The sequence below is a fragment of the Paenibacillus sp. sgz302114 genome, from assembly GCF_056120345.1.
Map to the genome: position 1 here is coordinate 101,555 of NZ_JBVYOI010000012.1, position 18,477 is coordinate 120,031.

General features: G+C 42.9%; 21 protein-coding genes and 2 pseudogenes. 9 read left to right on the plus strand and 14 right to left on the minus strand.

Annotated features, from left to right (window positions below; all coding sequences use genetic code 11):
* Nucleotides 1-125: 125 nt before the first annotated feature.
* The 4 genes and pseudogenes from AC0LWF_RS22985 to AC0LWF_RS23000 form a co-directional block, all read right to left on the minus strand.
* Nucleotides 126-428, minus strand: coding sequence for an alpha-hydroxy-acid oxidizing protein (locus tag AC0LWF_RS22985; protein WP_474653869.1), 303 nt, complete (start codon nucleotides 426-428; stop codon nucleotides 126-128).
* Between the two features lie 162 nt (nucleotides 429-590).
* On the minus strand, nucleotides 591-815 hold the full coding sequence (locus AC0LWF_RS22990) for a hypothetical protein (protein ID WP_474653870.1): 225 nt from the start codon (nucleotides 813-815) through the stop codon (nucleotides 591-593).
* A gap of 40 nt (nucleotides 816-855) precedes the next feature.
* On the minus strand, nucleotides 856-1,134 hold the full coding sequence (locus AC0LWF_RS22995; protein WP_474653891.1) for an alpha-hydroxy-acid oxidizing protein: 279 nt from the start codon (nucleotides 1,132-1,134) through the stop codon (nucleotides 856-858).
* 69 nt (nucleotides 1,135-1,203) lie between these two features.
* Nucleotides 1,204-2,240 (minus strand): annotated as a pseudogene (locus tag AC0LWF_RS23000) (EAL domain-containing protein).
* Between the two features lie 207 nt (nucleotides 2,241-2,447).
* Here AC0LWF_RS23000 and AC0LWF_RS23005 point away from each other — a divergent pair.
* Nucleotides 2,448-3,329: a MerR family transcriptional regulator gene (locus AC0LWF_RS23005; RefSeq protein WP_474653871.1), complete on the plus strand. Its 882-nt coding sequence runs from the start codon at nucleotides 2,448-2,450 to the stop codon at nucleotides 3,327-3,329.
* 612 nt (nucleotides 3,330-3,941) lie between these two features.
* On the opposite strand, the gene AC0LWF_RS23010 is transcribed toward AC0LWF_RS23005, so the two are convergent.
* The 3 genes from AC0LWF_RS23010 to AC0LWF_RS23020 form a co-directional block, all read right to left on the minus strand.
* Nucleotides 3,942-4,127 carry a hypothetical protein gene (locus tag AC0LWF_RS23010; RefSeq protein ID WP_474653892.1) on the minus strand — a complete coding sequence of 62 codons (186 nt, stop codon included), beginning with the start codon at nucleotides 4,125-4,127 and terminating at the stop codon, nucleotides 3,942-3,944.
* Nucleotides 4,128-4,536: 409 nt separating this feature from the next.
* Nucleotides 4,537-5,064: a hypothetical protein gene (locus AC0LWF_RS23015; protein ID WP_474653872.1), complete on the minus strand. Its 528-nt coding sequence runs from the start codon at nucleotides 5,062-5,064 to the stop codon at nucleotides 4,537-4,539.
* A gap of 198 nt (nucleotides 5,065-5,262) precedes the next feature.
* Nucleotides 5,263-5,514, minus strand: a complete 252-nt coding sequence (locus tag AC0LWF_RS23020; RefSeq protein ID WP_474653873.1) for a hypothetical protein — start codon at nucleotides 5,512-5,514, stop codon at nucleotides 5,263-5,265.
* 319 nt (nucleotides 5,515-5,833) lie between these two features.
* Between AC0LWF_RS23020 and AC0LWF_RS23025 the strand changes: the two genes are divergently transcribed.
* Nucleotides 5,834-6,457, plus strand: a complete 624-nt coding sequence (locus AC0LWF_RS23025) for a zinc metalloprotease (RefSeq protein WP_474653874.1) — start codon at nucleotides 5,834-5,836, stop codon at nucleotides 6,455-6,457.
* A 24-nt stretch (nucleotides 6,458-6,481) separates the two neighbouring features.
* Complete coding sequence (locus AC0LWF_RS23030) at nucleotides 6,482-7,093, plus strand: hypothetical protein (RefSeq protein WP_474653875.1); 612 nt, start codon at nucleotides 6,482-6,484, stop codon at nucleotides 7,091-7,093.
* Nucleotides 7,094-7,254: 161 nt separating this feature from the next.
* On the opposite strand, the gene AC0LWF_RS23035 is transcribed toward AC0LWF_RS23030, so the two are convergent.
* The 6 genes from AC0LWF_RS23035 to AC0LWF_RS23060 all read right to left on the minus strand — a co-directional run bounded on the left by AC0LWF_RS23035 (nucleotide 7,255) and on the right by AC0LWF_RS23060 (nucleotide 10,645).
* The gene (locus AC0LWF_RS23035; RefSeq protein ID WP_474653876.1) at nucleotides 7,255-7,611 is read right to left on the minus strand and encodes a hypothetical protein; all 357 of its coding nucleotides are present in this window, start codon (nucleotides 7,609-7,611) and stop codon (nucleotides 7,255-7,257) included.
* Nucleotides 7,612-7,617: 6 nt separating this feature from the next.
* Entirely contained in the window at nucleotides 7,618-9,294 is a 1,677-nt protein-coding gene (locus tag AC0LWF_RS23040; RefSeq protein ID WP_474653877.1) for a recombinase family protein, read from the minus strand.
* Between the two features lie 30 nt (nucleotides 9,295-9,324).
* Nucleotides 9,325-9,528: a hypothetical protein gene (locus AC0LWF_RS23045; protein ID WP_474653878.1), complete on the minus strand. Its 204-nt coding sequence runs from the start codon at nucleotides 9,526-9,528 to the stop codon at nucleotides 9,325-9,327.
* A gap of 184 nt (nucleotides 9,529-9,712) precedes the next feature.
* Nucleotides 9,713-9,868, minus strand: coding sequence for a hypothetical protein (locus tag AC0LWF_RS23050; protein WP_474653879.1), 156 nt, complete (start codon nucleotides 9,866-9,868; stop codon nucleotides 9,713-9,715).
* Between the two features lie 41 nt (nucleotides 9,869-9,909).
* Nucleotides 9,910-10,050, minus strand: coding sequence for a hypothetical protein (locus AC0LWF_RS23055; RefSeq protein ID WP_474653880.1), 141 nt, complete (start codon nucleotides 10,048-10,050; stop codon nucleotides 9,910-9,912).
* A gap of 49 nt (nucleotides 10,051-10,099) precedes the next feature.
* Entirely contained in the window at nucleotides 10,100-10,645 is a 546-nt protein-coding gene (locus AC0LWF_RS23060) for a hypothetical protein (RefSeq protein ID WP_474653881.1), read from the minus strand.
* Between the two features lie 1,007 nt (nucleotides 10,646-11,652).
* On the opposite strand from AC0LWF_RS23060, the gene AC0LWF_RS23065 reads away from it, so the two are divergent.
* From AC0LWF_RS23065 to AC0LWF_RS23080, 4 genes are all read left to right on the plus strand, one after another.
* Nucleotides 11,653-12,039: a hypothetical protein gene (locus AC0LWF_RS23065; protein ID WP_474653882.1), complete on the plus strand. Its 387-nt coding sequence runs from the start codon at nucleotides 11,653-11,655 to the stop codon at nucleotides 12,037-12,039.
* 76 nt (nucleotides 12,040-12,115) lie between these two features.
* On the plus strand, nucleotides 12,116-12,685 hold the full coding sequence (locus AC0LWF_RS23070) for a tyrosine-type recombinase/integrase (protein WP_474653883.1): 570 nt from the start codon (nucleotides 12,116-12,118) through the stop codon (nucleotides 12,683-12,685).
* The gene (locus AC0LWF_RS23075) at nucleotides 12,675-13,961 is read left to right on the plus strand and encodes a tyrosine-type recombinase/integrase (RefSeq protein WP_474653884.1); all 1,287 of its coding nucleotides are present in this window, start codon (nucleotides 12,675-12,677) and stop codon (nucleotides 13,959-13,961) included. The genes AC0LWF_RS23070 and AC0LWF_RS23075 overlap by 11 nt, the downstream gene beginning before the upstream one ends.
* 17 nt (nucleotides 13,962-13,978) lie before the next feature.
* Complete coding sequence (locus AC0LWF_RS23080) at nucleotides 13,979-14,317, plus strand: tyrosine-type recombinase/integrase (protein ID WP_474653893.1); 339 nt, start codon at nucleotides 13,979-13,981, stop codon at nucleotides 14,315-14,317.
* Between the two features lie 319 nt (nucleotides 14,318-14,636).
* Here the strand turns inward: AC0LWF_RS23080 and AC0LWF_RS23085 are convergent, their stop codons facing one another.
* The gene (locus AC0LWF_RS23085) at nucleotides 14,637-14,942 is read right to left on the minus strand and encodes a hypothetical protein (protein WP_474653885.1); all 306 of its coding nucleotides are present in this window, start codon (nucleotides 14,940-14,942) and stop codon (nucleotides 14,637-14,639) included.
* 157 nt (nucleotides 14,943-15,099) lie between these two features.
* Between AC0LWF_RS23085 and AC0LWF_RS23090 the strand changes: the two genes are divergently transcribed.
* Nucleotides 15,100-16,533, plus strand: a complete 1,434-nt coding sequence (locus AC0LWF_RS23090) for a sigma-54 interaction domain-containing protein (protein ID WP_474653886.1) — start codon at nucleotides 15,100-15,102, stop codon at nucleotides 16,531-16,533.
* Nucleotides 16,534-16,754: 221 nt separating this feature from the next.
* A pseudogene (gene kamA, locus AC0LWF_RS23095) lies at nucleotides 16,755-18,140 on the plus strand (lysine 2,3-aminomutase); the annotation flags it as partial.
* Nucleotides 18,141-18,477: the final 337 nt, after the last annotated feature.

Genomic DNA, 18,477 nt, shown 5'->3' on the forward strand with positions numbered 1-18,477 from the left:
TTTTCAGTAAAGCAGTGTTGCGAGTAAGTGTCGCATTATTCGGACGATTATAAAGAGAGTAGAGCTATCTCTTCGGTAAATAAGTAAACGGCACCATTATGTATATTTTTTCGAGTTTTTATACCTCATTCGGCCTGAATAAGGCGTATGGTCTCCCTAAGCTCCGGGATATTCGCAGCGCCAATTCCGAACATCGCGATTCTTATCTCCAGTTCAGCTTGTTCGAAAACAAACTCCAGTCTCTCCTCAGATTCTTGAGCGGCCTCCAGCAACCCTCGTCCGAATCCGACAAAATTCGCTCCCAATGCCAATCCTTTGGATGCCTGGATGCCTGAAGTCCGTTGGTAATGCCGCCACTCCCGATTAAGCACATGCCAGGCAATACAGAACGTACATCCTGTATGCACTATGCTGTCTGAATTCCCCACTCGGAGAATGTTTCCGCTGCCGCTCTTTTCATCGTGATCACTAGAGCGCAGTCTTTCTACTTGGCTCCAAGAGTTCCTCCTGCACCTGCAACGTCAATGAACTGAACACCTGCGTCAGATAGCTTCCGAGCTGTTTACCCGTCAATTGTCCAGCCACTTCTTTCACCCCAACTGGAACGGTAACCAGACGACACACTCCCCAATTTGTCGCAACAGTCCGCTGAAGTCCGTATTACCGCCAGTCTGAATAACTTCTTGAAGGGAATTGAGATGCAAGACAAGACCATCCGCTTCCACAATGTCTATCGCTTGGCTGCACTTCTCTGCATCGAAGCCATAATTAAGCTGCACCGCGCCAATATTGGCAATAAGGGGAATATCCGGCACAAGTTCACGAACGCGGAAGGATTGAGCCGCTTCATGATTTTCAATAGTTGCTTTTAGCTGCTCTTAGCGATCCAAGCCTCATCGCCCATCCCTTGACCCCGGCAACCGCCGCCAGACGACGGTTGATTTCACCTGCCCTGGGCGTCCCCCCGGTCATAGAACTAACGATAAATGGCATTCTCAGCTTCCGACTCAAAAATTCTGTGGAAGTGTCGATCGAAGAATAATCCAGCTCAGGTAGGGCATTATGGCGGAATCGATAACGGTCGAAGCCTGACCCCGTGCATCCCTGAACATCTTCATCCAGACAAATATCCAGATGCTATCTTCGCGCCTAAGCGTATTTGCTCTTTCTTTCGTAGGATCGATCGTCAGCTTGCTCATCCCCCTATCTCGTCGCTCCTTGAGAAATAATAGAACCTGCTCCAAATGCCTCCTCCTGTTGAAAGCTTGGCGGAAATCCCGGCTTGCCGAACAAGTAGCCTTGGAATAATAGGTATCCCCGCTTTTTCAGCCAATCGAAGTCCTCCCTTGATTCAACTCCTTCTGCAAGAGGTACCGCTCCGACCTTTAAAGCCGCTTCGAGTAAAAGTTCGGCCGTTCGCTGTTTTGATTCATCTTCTGCAACGCCCAGAACATATGTCCGATCCAACTTCATATAATGAGGCTCGAGTTCTGTAAATACTTCCGCCGTACTGAAGTCCTCGCCGACATCGTCAAGCGCATATTGAAATCCTTTTCTCTTATAGAAATCCAGGATACGTTTTAAATGCGACAAATCCTCTGTTTCCTCGGTTTCGACCACTTCAAAAACGAACAGTGCAGGCTCAATATTCAATCTTGTCGCTAATTCTACTGTAGACTTCAAGCAATATTGGGGCGAATAAATAGAAGTTGGTATAAAATTAATAAACGTCTTCGCTTGAAGAGGCGCTGCCGCCTCACCGCTTTCATTCTGCATAGCCTATCTAGTGCGTAAAGCCGGCCTCGTGCCTTCGCAGCTGAGAAGACTTGATCTGGATATAGCAAGACCCCGTCTTCGCTTATGAATCTAGCTAAAGCTTCAAAGGCATAAATTCGCTCATCAACGTCTACAATCGGTTGAAACTGGATAACCGTCCTTTGTTCGTCTATTAAGTTATCGACCCAGTGCGTTTCGAGAACCGTGAGAAGTTCAGACATCTCCCTCCATTCTCCTCCCTTTAGCCGAAAAAGAAGCTTCTCTCTATACAGATGATCGTGATAAAAATCTGCAAGCTCTCGGGCTTCGAACTCTTTAAGTGTTATCGTAACTTCGTCCGTTTGTTTCAGAGCGGTGCTCCTACTCATAAATCCGGGTACGTCGCGTAATAATTTGAGAAGCTGTGTACCTTCGGCCTTGAAGTCAAATTGCAACTCATTCATTCTGCATCCCTGGCAGCTCATGAACTTCCCTCCACTGGTTGCCTTTGGCTATCAATTCGTATCAGCTTGGTTTCGTTTTCCTTTTTATGACTATGTATAGGTTTTGAAAATGATTATACAAAAACTATACAATAATCACAAGAGATGTTCCAAACAAATAATTTCCGCTGTATAACTCTCCTCATTTTGTATCGATTATGTATAATTGCATTAAGGAGGGATCGAAGTATGTATAGCATGAAGAGGGCATCGGAGCTTCTAGGCATCCCTGTGGTCACAATCCGTGCCTGGGAGAACCGTTACGGGGTAATCTCCCCAAACCGTAGCAGTGGCGGACATCGTTCGCTAAGCGATGAGGATCTAACCAAACTCAACTTTCTTAAAGACCAAATTCAAAAGAATGGTTTGAAGATCAGCGAAGCGGTGAAGCTGCTGCAGCAAAGAGAGTCTGTCCCTCCGGAACAGACGGAAAAAAAACCGGTGACAGGCCAGTCGTACGATAATTTGGTCGACAAGCTATACACCGATTTAATGGATTTCAACTCCCAGCAAGCGGATAAAACAATAGATCTGGCATTTGCATTGTACGACTTTGAGGATACGTTTCGCCACCTCATCGTTCCCGTTCTCTACCGTGTCGGAGCGGAGTGGGAAGCGGGCAAAATCTCCGTTGTTCAGGAGCATTTCGCTTCGGAAACAATACTGCGGAGATTGTCAGCACTATTTAGGGTTTATCCTATCAACCCGAGTCTGCCGGTCGTGTTGGCTTTTTGCCCCGAAGGAGAGCGTCATCATCTTGGACTCATGTCATTCAGCCTTTTCTTGCGCAAACAAGGCGCGAATGTATTGTACTTAGGTCCTGACACTCCTTTTAAGGAGTTAGAAGGGCTCATAAACAGGCAGAATGTATCGTTCATCGCCGTTTCCGTTACAGATTCTCGTTATGTAGACAAGCTTATGGAATGGATTCAAACCGCGGTACGGAGAAATTCCGGATTACGGTTCCTTTTAGGAGGAGCCGCTTTCGACAACCGGGAAGAAAGGCGTACTGTTAAAGCTAATGTACGTTATCTGTCTGTCGATGAATGGGAAGATTGGCACCACGCTTAAAGACTTTCGGTTCACCGCTTATCATACGGTGAACCGATTCCAGATAGGAAAAAAATTTCAACTTGTCTGCTCTAAGTTTCCTCCCTTACATGGAATTCTCCTTTGGCAACGAAAGAAGACGGCTGAACAAAAAAAACAACCTGCCCAGTATTTCCTGGACAGGCTAATATTGTTTACCGTGAGGAATGCGGAATCAAGCAGCAGCGAGCAGCTTACTTCCACAGCTCCACTTTCGCCTTGCAGTTGGCGGTATATACCTTCTCAAGATCACTCAGCACATTCTTCTCCATGTCCGCAATCATCGCATTGTACATTTGTTCGACCTCGGCTTCAGAGCCAATTACAATTCCCCAGCTCCCTTACTAGAGATGTGACAGCTCAATGGAATGTCTTAATTACCAATACATATTAATACTGATATCTAAATAATCACGCAACAGAAAATCCCATTTACATCAGGTAGTGCATACTCATTGGTTATTCCATATCGAAAATACATTTTTGACTCTTCTTCCGTAATTTCTATCCCTGTAGACTCTCCGTAAACTGTATCCGTACACTTCATTAAATTAAGCTTTGCTGTGAATTCTTGAGTAAAAAAGAATATATCTGCTATTTGCCCGATTCCTCATTCCCAATGATCTCCCATTCGCCTTTTTTAATCGCATTATCATAACACCAAACAATTAAATATGGCTTTTTAGACTTCACCGAGTCATATATAAATTCCAGTTTGTTAAACATCGGATTTATATCAAATACCTCTAGAAGTACAGAACCACCATCCTTCTTGAGAATTCTCCCCTACTAATTTGAGTTCTTTTCGTTCGGCAACTGGGATAAGAATCAAGTCACCAATTGTGTATTTTATCCTTTTAGCCATAGATACAATCCTTTCATCTATAATACTTTCCTAAAAATTGACCAGCTTTCTCGAGATAATAAGCTGGTTCTTAAACTTTTGACTACCACCTCATGGGGGTAATATGAAACTTTTTCATAATTTCGTTCTCCGTTGTCAGCTGCGGCAACCATGTGTGACATCACACCGTTATTAGACACCTATTGTACTTCAAATCTCACCAACTAGACTTAAAGACAGGTTTCTCTCTTGTTTTATTGTGGATAGCTGTCCTTTAGCTTAATGAAAATAGAGCAGCTGCATATGCAAACTGCTCCATTGTGCCCGTTAGTTTAATGAATTAAGTTATCTCAGTTCTTCATTTTTCGTTTCGGAACCAAGAATCTTTCCTGTCTTGTCCATGTAAAGTTTCGTCATCATACCGTACTTGTTCTGCCCAACTACTCCAAAAAACAAGGCATGGTGATCTTTTCTAACGTTGAAATGATATCCTTTAGCCCATCCTTCCCCTGGTTTGACACCGTTTTTAACCGCAATCTGCACCATATTAGTTGAATCAAGTATGAGATCTTTTTGCGGGATAATTTCAAAGTCTTGAATATCTTCTCGAACAGTCCGCGTAATCGCAATCTTACCTTTTTTTATGTTAATGATTAAAGTTTCGTTTCTTTGACCATTGCTGAACAACAAATTCCAAACTTCTCTTTTGCCATCATTACCGAGAGTAGATGGTGGTGCTGGACCTGTATCACCAACACTCGTTATCAAGGTTAGACTCGCCTGGGCATCCCATTTTCTTGCTTCAGTCAGACCGATCTGGAAAGCGTCTATTAATGTACTCCCCGAACTGGTGGAGGCTGTGGCTTTACTCATTACATTAATGCAGCTTAACAAGATTATGAAAATCACAACGCCTCTCACTAACATGGACAGATTCCCCCGTAAAAGTTTGGGTTATTGTCCGCATAAATGGTTAAATTATTCTGCCCCGTTACTTCAATGAAAAACGGCAGTTGCGAATTAACCCAGCTGCCGTCGTGTTATATTGAGCGATAGTGCCCGATAGCTCAATCAAAATAAATCAAACATTTTCTTAATGTCTGCGGTTGCCTGTGCTGGATACATCAAACTTGCATCCATTTCAATAATATTGATTCTTACTTGATCGTCTACCTTGATAGCATCGAAATCATCTTTGCTCACAGAAAGCCAAAGCGCATCAGGTGCAGCATCTTTCAATATTTCGTCAATGCGCACAACTCCTGCGAAGGAGTGAGATGGCATGAACAACAACGCGGCGAAAAATTCTGAGTTTTCTTCCATCGGGTAAGTACCGAGTCAAGCAACAGTAGTATTAGGGAGTCGCATCCTATTTATTACTAACGTGCAAACTCACACGTCAATAACAAAAACAGGCTCAAACGTTTTTTCATCCTTAATCTCCTTTAACCTCTAAAATTAAGAGTAAAAAAATACCAAATTTTTACCGCGTCTATGCAGAAAAAAAATTAGTTCCTATGAAACTATTAGAGAAGAACATTAGATTGTATTCTTAACGCCTGAAGTACATAAAATCCAAATTAGGCATAATTAGTAGAATTGCTTAAAATTATTTTCATTTACTTCTGAGGAGGAATATTGCTTGAAAAAGTTGTTTCAAAAAGATTATATTCATTTTTTAATTTTCCCTGTTGTCTGCATAATTGCATTTGCATTTTCATCAAGCACAGTTCATGCAGAACCATATGGATGGAAATGGGAGAGTGCTGAAATACAAAATGGAAAAGTTGTTATTAAAGCCAATGGGGATAATTTAAATAGTGCTTACCACACCTATATACAAAATGCCATGTCAGCTTGGAATTCATCCGGAGCACATGCGTACGTGTCTGGCTACGGTGCCTCCAGTTCTTTGGTTGATCTGAACTCTGTTGATAGTTCGGTATGGGATCATAATGGTTGGGGATCTTCATGTAATGCTTGGACTCAAGCTTATAAGACCAGCGGCACACCTTGTAATTTGGATTTCACGTATACTGATTGCGGTACAGGTGACGTTATTAATTATGCAGCTATTTACCTAAATAACGGATTAGTTCCATCCGATGGAGCTAAAAAACAAGCAGTACTCACACATGAATTAGGTCATTCAATAGGATTAGCTCATGCTCGTTTTCTATCAGGTACAATTATGGAAGCCGAACTAAACTATGGATATGCCATAACTGCGTTTGATGTATCTTGTGTAAATCAAATTTATCCTTAAACGAAAGCGATGTGAGTGTACTTTATGAAGAAATCTAAAATATTAATTCCTCTGTATTCACTTGGTATTGTCTCTGCAATTTTACTTGGATCTTATTTTGGGGTTCAGGGATTACATAATACTGAACAAAATCAGACTGAAGCCGTTGACATCACTTCAAGTAAAAATATTGAAGAGGCTCTTTATGGTGTAGATCTGATAGTTGAAGGAACAGTTCAAAAAGTAGACCTCCCAGAAATGCGTGATAGTGGCAAGGTTGGGAATACGTCTTTCCAGTATGACGTGACACCAGCTGAAGTAAATATTGAAAATGTCCTTTATGGTCAAGCACCAGATAGCTCAACAATTACTTTTTTACAGCATGGCACTGAGAAAGAAGCAAAAGGAAATAATGATTATGTGCATGAAGGTGATAAAGTAATTCTCCTGCTAGTCAAGACTGATGACAATAAGTATTGGTCGTATAATTTTAATGATGGTGTTTGGAAAAATATAAATGGGAAATTAAAGTCGAAGACGGATAACTCGATCTTAAGCAAACTTGATGGAGATGATCTTAAATCTTTTAAAGAACTAATTAAAGAAAAAGCAAAACTGCAGGTAACCCAGAAAGGTGGGGATGGTAAAATAAAATAATTAAATAAGTTCTTATCATCTTTTCCCATAATGTTATTAGAACTAATCCAACAGCAATTATAGCCAACCAAATGCTATATTTCTTGAATGCGTTCAAAGTGGTTCTCCTACCTTTGATTGCGCGTACAATAAAAAAGCTGCCGACTCTTGTCGGCAGCTTCTCAACTCTCTTTCCACACTCCATTAAGCACATCAATCTTCCACTCAAGTTGCTTCATATATTCAATCATAAGGTCCAGCGTTTGCTGCGTAACAACCCCCGGACTCCTCTTCTGAATGTTTATAATTTCTTGAAAAACCGCACTACTCTTCTCAATTAACTGGCAACGTGAATTCTTATATTTCAACACTAGTTTTAATATCGTTTCCCAATCGCGCAGTTCAATGTGCAATCTGAGTAGCCTATAATAATGAGTTATGTCTGTCGGGTGAGCAAAATCACGATAATTCTCATTTCTTACAATGCTATGTTTAATTACAGCAACCTTGCTTTCAATCTGCTTCAATAGCTCTTCCAAGAATGCTCACCCTTCATGAGATTGATCTTTACTTCGCTGTGAGAACACGATTAATTGTCCTGTAATTATTGATTGCTGTCCCTTATTCAGAGCATCTTGCTCGTTCCGTAATGAATCTAAAGGACCAATTGCACTAATATGGATGTTCGCTCCCTCACACCTAATCAGTAATTCATGAACAAGAGATTGGATTATATGTCTCTTGTCTCCGTACGTTAAGCTGCTGCCTTTGGTCAGAATAAACTCGTTTATTTTATCCAAGGCCAACTGGTTCTCTTCCATAGAAGCTACTTCCGTTTTCATTAAGCGCATCTGCTCTTGACATGAATCAAGGCGCTGCTGTATTTCAGACATTTCATTCTTTACTGTCCTGAACTCGCGCTCCATTTCTTGTTCATCAATCAAGTCCTTTTTGAACATGATTTTAACCTTTTCCATTTCCTTTTCCTTTGTCGATATCAACTTATGAAGCGACTCGGATGTTAATTCTAACTCGGTAATTATTGTCTCCTTATTGCTATTTAGCCTCTCCATAAATTCCTGAGGAACAGATACCAATTCGATAACCAACCCCCACACATAATCATCAAGAACTTCAGTTCGAATGGAGCTAGTGGGGCATGGCTTTACGGATTTGCCATATTGGCTCGGATATCTGTTAGGACACCTATAACAAATATATTTCTCCTTTATCCCCGTGGACTTGTTTATTCGTCCTAAATATGTAGTCCCCTCCCATTTACGGCCACAATGTCCGCACCTTAAAAGAGATCGGAGTAGAAACTCTGATTTGTGATTGCCAGCATTTGCTCTGTTCTTCGCACGCCGCTCTTGAGCTAACTGAAATATACTATCATCAATAATCGCTGGTATTTCTACATGAATCCAATCGCTCTTATTCCGATAGGTTACAGTTCTCTTTGGTGCTCCCTTCTTCGTACGTTCTCCTTTAGCCCTCTGAGTGCATCTTCGATTGTAGTAATAATTACCAATATAAATTTCACTTTGTAATATACGTTTTAGCGTGCTGGCATTCCAAATATTCCTTTCAGCTCTCTTCGGTTCTGCCCCTATCTCAACTAGCCGGTTTCCGATCTCCTTTATCGAGAAGTTATCATGCGCATACCATTGATAGACAAGTTTCACAAACCTTGCCTCGTTCTCATTTATCACTAGCCTGCTGTCGATTAAGTCATAGCCATACGGTGGAACACGCATCGGCATTATCTTTTTATCTTTCTCTACGGCATTTAGACGTCCTCGAACAGTTCTCTTCTTTATCAATGACAACTCATACTGAGCAATCACACTGATCAAATTAAAAAAGAGCAGGCCTTCCGGCGTATTCTTATACTCCGTGTCCACGAACATCAACTGAACATGTTTGGCCTCGAACTCACGACAAATGAGTAACTTGTCAGTAAGGTCGCGTGACAATCTGTCAGGATGAGTAATTATGATTTTAGAGATAAGCCCTGCTAATATATCCTGTCTTAGCTGGTTCATAGCAGGGCGGTCGATATCCTCACCGCTAACCCCCTCTTCGCGATACATTTTAACATTAGAAGCAGCGATGTTTAGCTCTTTAGCTTTCTTCATACATAGCTCCAATTGACCATCCAAACTGGTTCCTTCTAGCGCTTGCATGCCAGTCGATACCCTTACATAGACCGCTGTGTACATCAGTTTTACTTCCTCCTTTTACACGACTTATTATTCGGGGTCTCGTTTGAGAAAAACTTGTTTCATTCTCTCCATCTGCTTGTAATAAGCATCTAAAGCCTCAGGTGGGAATGTGTCATGGCTGATTCGTGAGCACCATTCAAAGCCTACATTAGTAATGAGGAACCCTTCCTCAATGTTGTTTGAATTAACACAAAACTCAACTTCAATCGGGGCAGAATCAACCACTTTCATAAACCACTGCTCCTTGACTGCCAGGGAACAGGTATATATATGATCATCCACTTCTATACCCCTTCGAGTAATAAATGCTTTTCTCGATTGCAGTCCCAAACTAAACACACCACCAAATGAGAACATTTGTTCGTATATTGTTAGCGTGTCCTTTTTCACAAAAAATAAACCGACTGAACAAGCTTCAGCCGGTTTTTATCATGATCTGTTTTAGGATGTAGTCAATGACTCTCCATTTGGCTACAATAGCTGCTGCATCGATGCTCGACGGCTCAGTATTTTGCTTGTTCTCTTCAGCTTTAGCCTCAGATACATACGTGAACATATACGTCTTATGCATCAAACCACCTCAATACTGATGTATTCGAATAGTGGCTTGACTTAGTCCAGTTCACTTGGTTTCCAATCAACCTGCTCGTCTGCTGTAGCTTGTCGTCCCCCATTTTCTTTTTCTATTCGCAGCTCTTCATCCTTCAACCACTGTTCTATTAATTTAAGTGCGCGTTTCCGATTTTCATTCAATAAAAAAACCTCCTAACAAGACTTCGTTAGAAGGTTTTCCTCCACAAGACTATTTACCAGTATATAGCGATTTGGCTTCATCTGTATAAAATTCAATGGGAGGAGAAATACTATTACGTTGCTCTAAGTTATTACAGAACAATGCTCTATAATTCCGATTAGGGATAACTGTCCGCATATACCCAGGAAAGCACTGAGATGCTTCTAAGGAATTTTTAAAAATATTTAGCTCTATATCAGAAATAAAATCGTGATAGAACTCAATTAATAATACTCCATCTGATAAAACTTCAACACGAACCCTATAGTAACTGGAATTCATCATGACTCTAATGCCGTAAACAGCACGTGGAGCTTTACAAACTTTATTCAGATATGGTCTCAAACTATCCAAGTGTAGTTCTGGAATATTCGGATGAAGCAAATGTTCATTATCCCAAATATCAATACAAGAACTATGCGTTAACCAATGTGATGGTACACGGCAATATAAACTTATTAACGTTAGAAAACTACAAGATGTATCCTCATCTTTTTTTGTTTTCCATACGAACGAACTTGCCAACTCGTTTACTGGAGACTCCTGCCTTCTCAAGCTCGTCCCTCGTAAAACCCGTGGAGTAAGCATCCAATAATATTGGCAGTCTGTTTTCCAATGAAAGGGTCCTTACGAACGTTGCGTATTTATCATAGTTCTTCTTCAGGAGTCGGATTTCAAAATGATGTTTCGAGTTTTGTTCACCGTGGTACTCTTCCCAATCACTTTCAGTGATGTCACCATTTATAAGAGAAATAGCTTTTTTGTAATACTCCCCAATCCATAAGCCTTCACCGGACTTCATATCCATTTTCATCACCGAGAAAAGTATAGGTTTCTCGGAAGTCTCCTAGGGCGACGAGGCCAATTGGCTTTATTGCCCTAGGAAAAACAGAGTAGAGGTACAATACTTCTTATATCCATTTAACAAATACTCTTGAAAAAGTGCGGCACGTACCAAGCAACGTCTAACCGTAATTTCAAAGCCATTGTAAACACAGAAATTACCATAATGTATGATCATCCCACACACCTCCTTCATAAAATTGAGTAACGTTTGTTAAATAAATTAAATAAGAGCAGCTGGATTTTCTTGTACTTTGCATAGAAGCTGATGATGTAAGAAATACAAATGAACAGAAAAAGCCTTGTTCGATTTCGAACAAGGCTTTATCACAAAAATATTCACTTTTACGATCATAGCCCTTACTCCAATATCTTTTTGAATTGATTGGTTCAAGAATTGATCGGGAAAGAGAGGTGAAGTGACGCTTAAAAAAAATTAAGCGTCACTTCACTCCAAATATTACCAATCCCCATTCTACCTCTCCAATTCAAATCCGAATTAAAGAAACCCAACAGTAAGAATTAAGAATCTTATCTCCATTTTTTTAGGACATGACAAATAAATCTTCCTTAATTATCTATGCGGACCATCCGCATCCCCCTTCTTCGCTAGGAAAAAACTCAACTATCGAGCCAACTACGAAGAATAATCTACCAAGATTATAGCATCCTATAAATCTGGTAACAATACTACTAGACTACAAATGAAGGTGGATTTTATGGAACAACTCAACAAAATGAACATGCCTTATGAAGCTGTGGATCAAAAGGAGGCAAACAAGCAATTCATGCTTTTAAAGAAGCCTAATTACCCCCAAAAACCAGATGATGTTGTGGCAAACAATTTATATCTCCAGCTATACTTAAGCGAATTTTTGCATAACAAAGGATCAGTGACGATACAAACCGCCTATAAAAAAATCGGATATTTTTTACGATATTTGCACGCTAACCACAAAATTCAAGATCTAAAATTGCTAACACTTGAATTAGTCCAAGCATTCGAAAATCATGTGATGATGCGAGTTGAAAACAAGGAAATTAAGCGAGGAACGGCATACAAACATTGTGAGGTACGTCATGCACTTTCTCAACTACTTGTGTAGGACAGATGTTATTGATTTTAGCTATCGTATCCCTCAACGGTTCAAGGGGGCCCCTATCGATCAAGATAACGAGTACGTGTCCAATCATGACCGATTAGCATTTCTCAACACGATTATTCAGTACAACGGAATGTACTTTAGCAGAGATATGGCGATCTGCTTATATCTAATTGATACTGGTTGCAGACCGATTGAACTGGCCGGATTAACTGTGACCGATTTTAACGCGACTGAACAAACAATAATACTTTATTGCGAGAAATCGGGTCAACGAAAATTAAAAATACATCCATTTGTTTGCGAATTCGTGAAACAATACTTGTATGATAGGCTGGAGATTCACGGGGATTCGCTTTTTTTACTCTCCTATGGAGAACCAATCAACTCCATGCGTATCACAAATATGGTTCGTCGCTATGCACAAATAACTTTTGGGGAACCACGGTTCTCAGCAAAATCTCTACGGCATACTTGCATTACAAATCAATTAAACAATCGAAACAATATGCGTGACGTTGCAGAGGCAGCTGGCCACAAGTATCTAATCTCCACACTGCATTATTTTTATAGAGACGTGGAAATGTTACTTAAGCAAACCTTATCACACAACCCAATGGAAGGAGTCGATGAACATAATGAACTTTGATCATACATCTTCATACGATTACAAAGGGATGTGTTCCGAACTAGGGATAGAATATAGCGCCTTCATTGCTTTTTTAAACAGCAATAATTCCAGCAGCCTTATTACTACAGTAACAACCGACAAGCCGCTATTTGAAGCAATTGATATCTTTCTCTCCCATCAAAACCAATTACTGCGATTACAAAAAATTTCACTACAAACACAAAAGTTATACGAAGGGGTCCTGATACGCTTTAAAGCATATTTATCAGACCTTGAGCAAAAACACACTATTTCATCGCTAAATGAAGTTGTGTTTGGTGAGTTTTTACTTTTTTGCAAAGAAGGTAATGAGCGCGCTCTAAGTGATCGGACACAGAACACTTACACCGCAGTGCTTAGATCCTTTTTAGGATATTGTTATCGAATGGAATTTACAAGTAGGGATCATCGCCACAAATTTAGTTTCCAATCAGTCGGTTTACTTCCTCGATATTTACCTGACGAGCGTTTAAAAGCATTTTTAGCTGAAACTATTCAACGTAGAAACGGTTACTTGTGGCATACTGTGTTCAGTTTTTTAGTTGGGACTGGTTGTCGGGTAAGTGAACTAGTTAATCTCCGCGTTTGTGATGTAGATCTTGGTAGCAAGATTCTCACAATTTATAAGGGAAAAGGGAAGAAGGACAGGGTTGTGCCCTTGTATCCTCAAGTTATACAAAGTGTGATAGGTTATTTGAACATGACTGGTATAAAACAGTGGAGTCGAAGTGAAAGAGGCTATTTGTTTACTCATGGATATGGGCAAGATCGCAGTAAGAAAATATCGGTACGCAGCATTGAGCGAATGGTTACCGCCATATGCAAGAAGTTAAAGTTTACTGATACCTACACGGTTCATTCATTTCGACACACCTTCGCTGTTCGATGCCTAATGGCTGGAATGAAAATTGAATATCTATGTCAGATTCTTGGGCATGTTGATCCAAAAACAACATATGTGTATCTACAGCTCATTCCGGCTGATCTTCAAAAGGAGATAACTGAGAAGTACCCCTTTGCCTTTGAACCCATGGCCGATTGTACGTTTAATCTTAAAGCGTTTAAGCCTCGTAAACGACCAATTCGTATACTATCTCGCCACGACTACCTTCGATTCTTTCATTGTCTTGTGCAGCATAGTGAAACTCTTGAACGAGACCTGGTGTTGTTTTGTTTATTGGCCTCATCAGGTTGTCGTATATCTGAGATCCTCACTTTACACTCCCCAGAACGAAATCAAGAAGACCGCAAGTAGTAGTACTTCGACAAGGTATAGGTAAGACACTTCAGATCTATTGTGACTTGTTTTCGCTTAAAGAGAGTGAACTTCTCTTCACGGTAGATGGTCAACAGATGAGTTACAATCAGGTGGTGCGGGTATTTAATAAATATCTACAACTGTCAAAAATACCCAAGGTGAATATCCATAGTACCAGGCATTCCTTTGCCACATTTCTATTTGAAAATGGGGCAGACATATCAGTTATCCAACAGTTACTCCGCCATAGTGATCTGCAAATTACGATGAACTATGTTCAAAGTAATGCGATTAAAAATAAGGGCATGAAAAATAGTCAAAATGATGAGCTATATAAGATGTTGGATAGTTAATTATGCATCCGTGAAAGCTCCGTTTAATAACGGAGCTTTTTCGAATCTAATCGCAGAGTCGATCGAGAAGTCTTCTACTCACCCATTATCGAAAGCAATTATGAAGAAGATTGATTAGAAAGGAATCGGGGAGCCCACACCTGATGAGACAAAGCTGCGCAAGCAAAATGCATTCAGTGGTTCCCACAAAGACTGAGAAAAAGCATAATTTTTGACGTTAGAACCAAAATTGTCTGCTGCGTGACAAATAAAGCAATCGTCGTTGTGAATCACCTGGCATAACGAACTGCTCTCCCTCAGCTTACTAAAACACTTTCATTCAAATGACATCGGGTTTTGTTCGCAACCTCTTAATAATGTCCATCACATACTTGATGATGACGGATGCTCCACCTAAGAAGAAGAGCACGATGAGCGTGTACTCCGTCGGATCAATCGGTATCATGGAGAGAATAAAGTTCAGCGGAAGCACATAGTAGAGGATATCTTTCAAATAGCCAAGAAATGTTGTATCGAAAGTCCCTTTCCAGAACGAAGGGATAAATGCAGTTAGGAAGTCGAGGATCATGAAGCCGAATACGGCCCACATCGTGTACGTAACCCAAGCGACAAGCGTAAATTCCATTTCGTAATCACCACCTTCATACACAGTATGCTGGGTTATCGCCCTGGTGAGTTTTTTTCGCGCATTGCGTCCGAATATTTTGCATACCGTTTCTCATAGGGACGTATCGGAACAGCTGTCAGTTCCATGCTTCGTCCAGGCGGAGGCGAGTGCGGCGGTGCTAGGGCGAAATGATTCCGTTTCCAAATATTTCGAGAAGCTGCTTAATACAATCGACGTCGGCGTGCATTTCATCGACCAAGGCGGCAACACCGTTTTCTATAATGACAAAATGGCGGAGATCGATGGGCTGAACCGCGAACAGGTGCTGGGGCAAAATATTTTGCATCTCTATCCCTCCCTCACGCTTGAGACGAGTACGCTGGAGAAGGTGTTGCAGACTGGGCAGCAGCTCCCTGCACGAATACAGACTTATTTCAACGTCGATGGCAAACGGATCATGACGATCAACAGCACTTATCCGCTCTATGACAATAGCCGGCTAGTCGGTGCGCTTGAAGTGGCAAAGGATATTACGAGCATCGTCCATCTGCATGATCAGATTCTGGATCTCAGACAGCAGCTGTACCAGCCGAAGCAGAAGGATCCGAAGAGCAAAGCCTCTGCACGCTATGAGTTCAGCGATCTTATTGGACAGAGCAAGCCTTTTCAGGAAGTGCTGCAGCTGGCGAAGAAGACGTCGCGCACCAATTCGCCTGTGCTCATCTACGGTGCGACAGGAACCGGCAAAGAGCTGTTCGCTCAAAGTATTCATAACGCAGGCGTGCGCCGCAGCCGCCCTTTCATCGCGCAGAACTGTGCCGCTGTACCAGCCGATCTGCTGGAAGGAATCATGTTCGGCACGACGCGCGGCGCATTCACTGGCGCAGTCGATCGGGCAGGCCTGTTCGAGCAAGCGAGCGGCGGCACACTGTTCCTCGACGAACTGAATAGCCTTGATATTTACTTGCAAGCGAAGCTGCTGCGCGTGCTGCAAGATGGCATGGTGCGCCGGATTGGCGGCACGACCGAGCTCCAAGCGGATGTGCGCGTCATTACCGCGATGAATATGGACCCGGTGAAAGCGCTCGATGAGGGGCGTTTGCGAGGCGATCTCTATTTTCGGCTAAGTGTCGTGAAGCTGGAGCTGCCGCTGCTCAAAGATCGGATAGAGGATATTCCGCTGCTGGTCGATCATTTCATTGAGCAAATGAATGGCGTGTTCGGGATGCAGCTGACTGGCATTGCACCTGCAGCGCTCACTCGGTTGACCTCCTATTCGTGGCCAGGCAATGTACGGGAGCTCAGCCATGCGATTGAGTCGGCGTTCAACATGGTGGAGATCGACGATACGCGAATTGACGAGCATCATCTTCCGGCAAATCTGAAGGGAGAGCGTCAAGATCGGAGCAGCTCGCTGCCTGCCCCGCAAGCGCCGGAGGACGAAAAGCTGACCAATCGCATTAAACAAATGGAGCGTGAAGCGATACTAGAGGCGCTGCAACGGAATTCGTTCAACATAAGCCTTACAGCTCAGGAGCTCGGAATAAAACGGCAAGCGCTGCAATATAAGCTAAAGCGGCATGGCATTGCGAAGCAGGCGGCTGACTGAGAAGATGAATGAGTAGATGAATGAGTAGATGAATGAGCAGTCGAATGAGCAGTCGAATGAGCAATTGAATGAGCAGTCGAATGAGCAACTGAATCTGAGATACGTGTAAAATGGGCTCCCTCGCTGGAGCTCTTTTTTTATTAATTCAGCGCTGTTGGCACACTCTTTGCTTCTTATTCGAGTAGATAGGTAATCTCATGGAGGTGCGAGAGCAGATGAATATGGCTAGCAATGGCGGAAAGGACAAGGTGCCTCTTAGCAGCAACCGGCATTGGAAAGAGGTCCCGCTCTGGAAGGATGTCACGGATGAACAGTGGAACGATTGGCTGTGGCAGCTCACGCACACAATCAAGACGCTCGATGAATTGAAGCAGGTTGTCAATCTGACACCGGATGAAGAAGTAGGCGTGCAGATATCGACTCAGACGATCCCGCTCAATATTACGCCTTACTACGCTTCCCTCATGCATCCTGACGACCCAAGGTGCCCGATCAGGCTGCAATCGGTTCCGATCTCGGCAGAGCTGCTCAAGACTAAATACGACTTGGAAGATCCGCTGTACGAGGATGAAGATTCGCCGACTCCCGGCCTTACGCATCGCTACCCAGACCGTGTGCTGTTCCTCGTGACGAACCAATGCTCCATGTACTGCCGCTATTGCACGCGCAGGCGTTTCTCCGGCCAAGTCGGCATGGGCGTGCCGAAGAAGCAGATGGACGATGCGATCGCCTATATCCGCAACACGCCGGAAGTGCGTGACGTGCTGCTCTCTGGCGGCGACGGGCTGCTAATTAACGATACGATTCTTGAATATATTTTGAAAAATTTGCGGGAGATCCCCCATGTTGAGATCATTCGGATCGGCACGCGCGCGCCTGTCGTGTTTCCTCAGCGAATTACCGAGAATCTGTGCAAAATGCTGCGCAAATACCATCCGATCTGGCTCAATACGCATTTCAATCACCCGCTTGAGATGACGGACGAAGCGAAGAAAGCTTGCGAGATGCTCGCAGACGCCGGCGTGCCGCTCGGCAACCAAGCTGTTATACTAGCAGGCATCAACGATAGCACGCACATCATGAAGAAGCTGATGCATGAACTCGTCAAAATCCGCGTCCGTCCGTATTACATCTACCAATGCGACTTGTCCGAAGGTATCGGGCACTTCCGGGCGCCGGTGTCGAAGGGGCTTGAAATTATCGAAGCGCTGCGCGGACATACGAGCGGGTATGCTGTTCCAACCTTCGTCGTTGATGCTCCTGGCGGCGGCGGAAAAATCTCTCTGCAGCCGAACTACCTCATCTCTCAAAGCCAAGATAAGGTTATTTTGCGCAACTATGAAGGGGTCATCGTTGGCTATCCAGAGCCGAAGAACTACGTCCCTGGCCGCGCCGACGAGTATTTCAATGAAATCTACAAGATCGATAAACAGCCAGAGACGACCGGCATCATCTCGCTCATCAAGGATGAAAATTTCAACCTGGTGCCAGAAAATTTGCGGCGGATCGGCAGGCGGAAGCTCTACGAGCAGACGCCAGACCACCACTCGCTCAAGGACAAACGAGAGAAACGCGACGAGATGAAGCAGAAGCTTATGAAGGCTCGGCAAGGCGGCGGCGATGGAGAAAAAGCGACGGTTGCTCCGGGACCACAGCAGACAACAGCTCCGAAAGCTCCGTCGGAACTAGAGGCAAGCGGAGAAGCTCCTACGAAGCCCGCTTCAGACATCGCGACGGATTCCGCGAGCGAGTAAGAAGACAATAGCTTGATATAGAAAAGAAAAAAGCCTTACTTCCTTCTATGGGACTGACCCCGTAGCGTGAGACAAATTAAAACACCTTCAAGTGAAAGGCCCCATGTCGTAAGATGTGGAGGACAACTTGGAGGTGTTTTTGCGTTGGCAACAAGAGTTAGCTATCCCGTTGAAGTGAAAATGAAAGCAA

What these genes read in the sequence shown, in the direction of transcription:
- AC0LWF_RS23050 (WP_474653879.1), bottom strand. Translation starts at nt 9,868, where the DNA reads ATGCATAAGACGTATATGTTCACGTATGTATCTGAGGCTAAAGCTGAA.
- AC0LWF_RS23015 (WP_474653872.1), bottom strand. Translation starts at nt 5,064, where the DNA reads ATGAGTAAAGCCACAGCCTCCACCAGTTCGGGGAGTACATTAATAGAC.
- AC0LWF_RS23075 (WP_474653884.1), top strand. Translation starts at nt 12,675, where the DNA reads ATGAACTTTGATCATACATCTTCATACGATTACAAAGGGATGTGTTCC.
- AC0LWF_RS23085 (WP_474653885.1), bottom strand. Translation starts at nt 14,942, where the DNA reads ATGGAATTTACGCTTGTCGCTTGGGTTACGTACACGATGTGGGCCGTA.
- AC0LWF_RS23005 (WP_474653871.1), top strand. Translation starts at nt 2,448, where the DNA reads ATGTATAGCATGAAGAGGGCATCGGAGCTTCTAGGCATCCCTGTGGTC.
- AC0LWF_RS23045 (WP_474653878.1), bottom strand. Translation starts at nt 9,528, where the DNA reads ATGAAAGTGGTTGATTCTGCCCCGATTGAAGTTGAGTTTTGTGTTAAT.
- AC0LWF_RS23020 (WP_474653873.1), bottom strand. Translation starts at nt 5,514, where the DNA reads ATGGAAGAAAACTCAGAATTTTTCGCCGCGTTGTTGTTCATGCCATCT.
- AC0LWF_RS23065 (WP_474653882.1), top strand. Translation starts at nt 11,653, where the DNA reads ATGGAACAACTCAACAAAATGAACATGCCTTATGAAGCTGTGGATCAA.
- AC0LWF_RS23040 (WP_474653877.1), bottom strand. Translation starts at nt 9,294, where the DNA reads ATGTACACAGCGGTCTATGTAAGGGTATCGACTGGCATGCAAGCGCTA.
- AC0LWF_RS23030 (WP_474653875.1), top strand. Translation starts at nt 6,482, where the DNA reads ATGAAGAAATCTAAAATATTAATTCCTCTGTATTCACTTGGTATTGTC.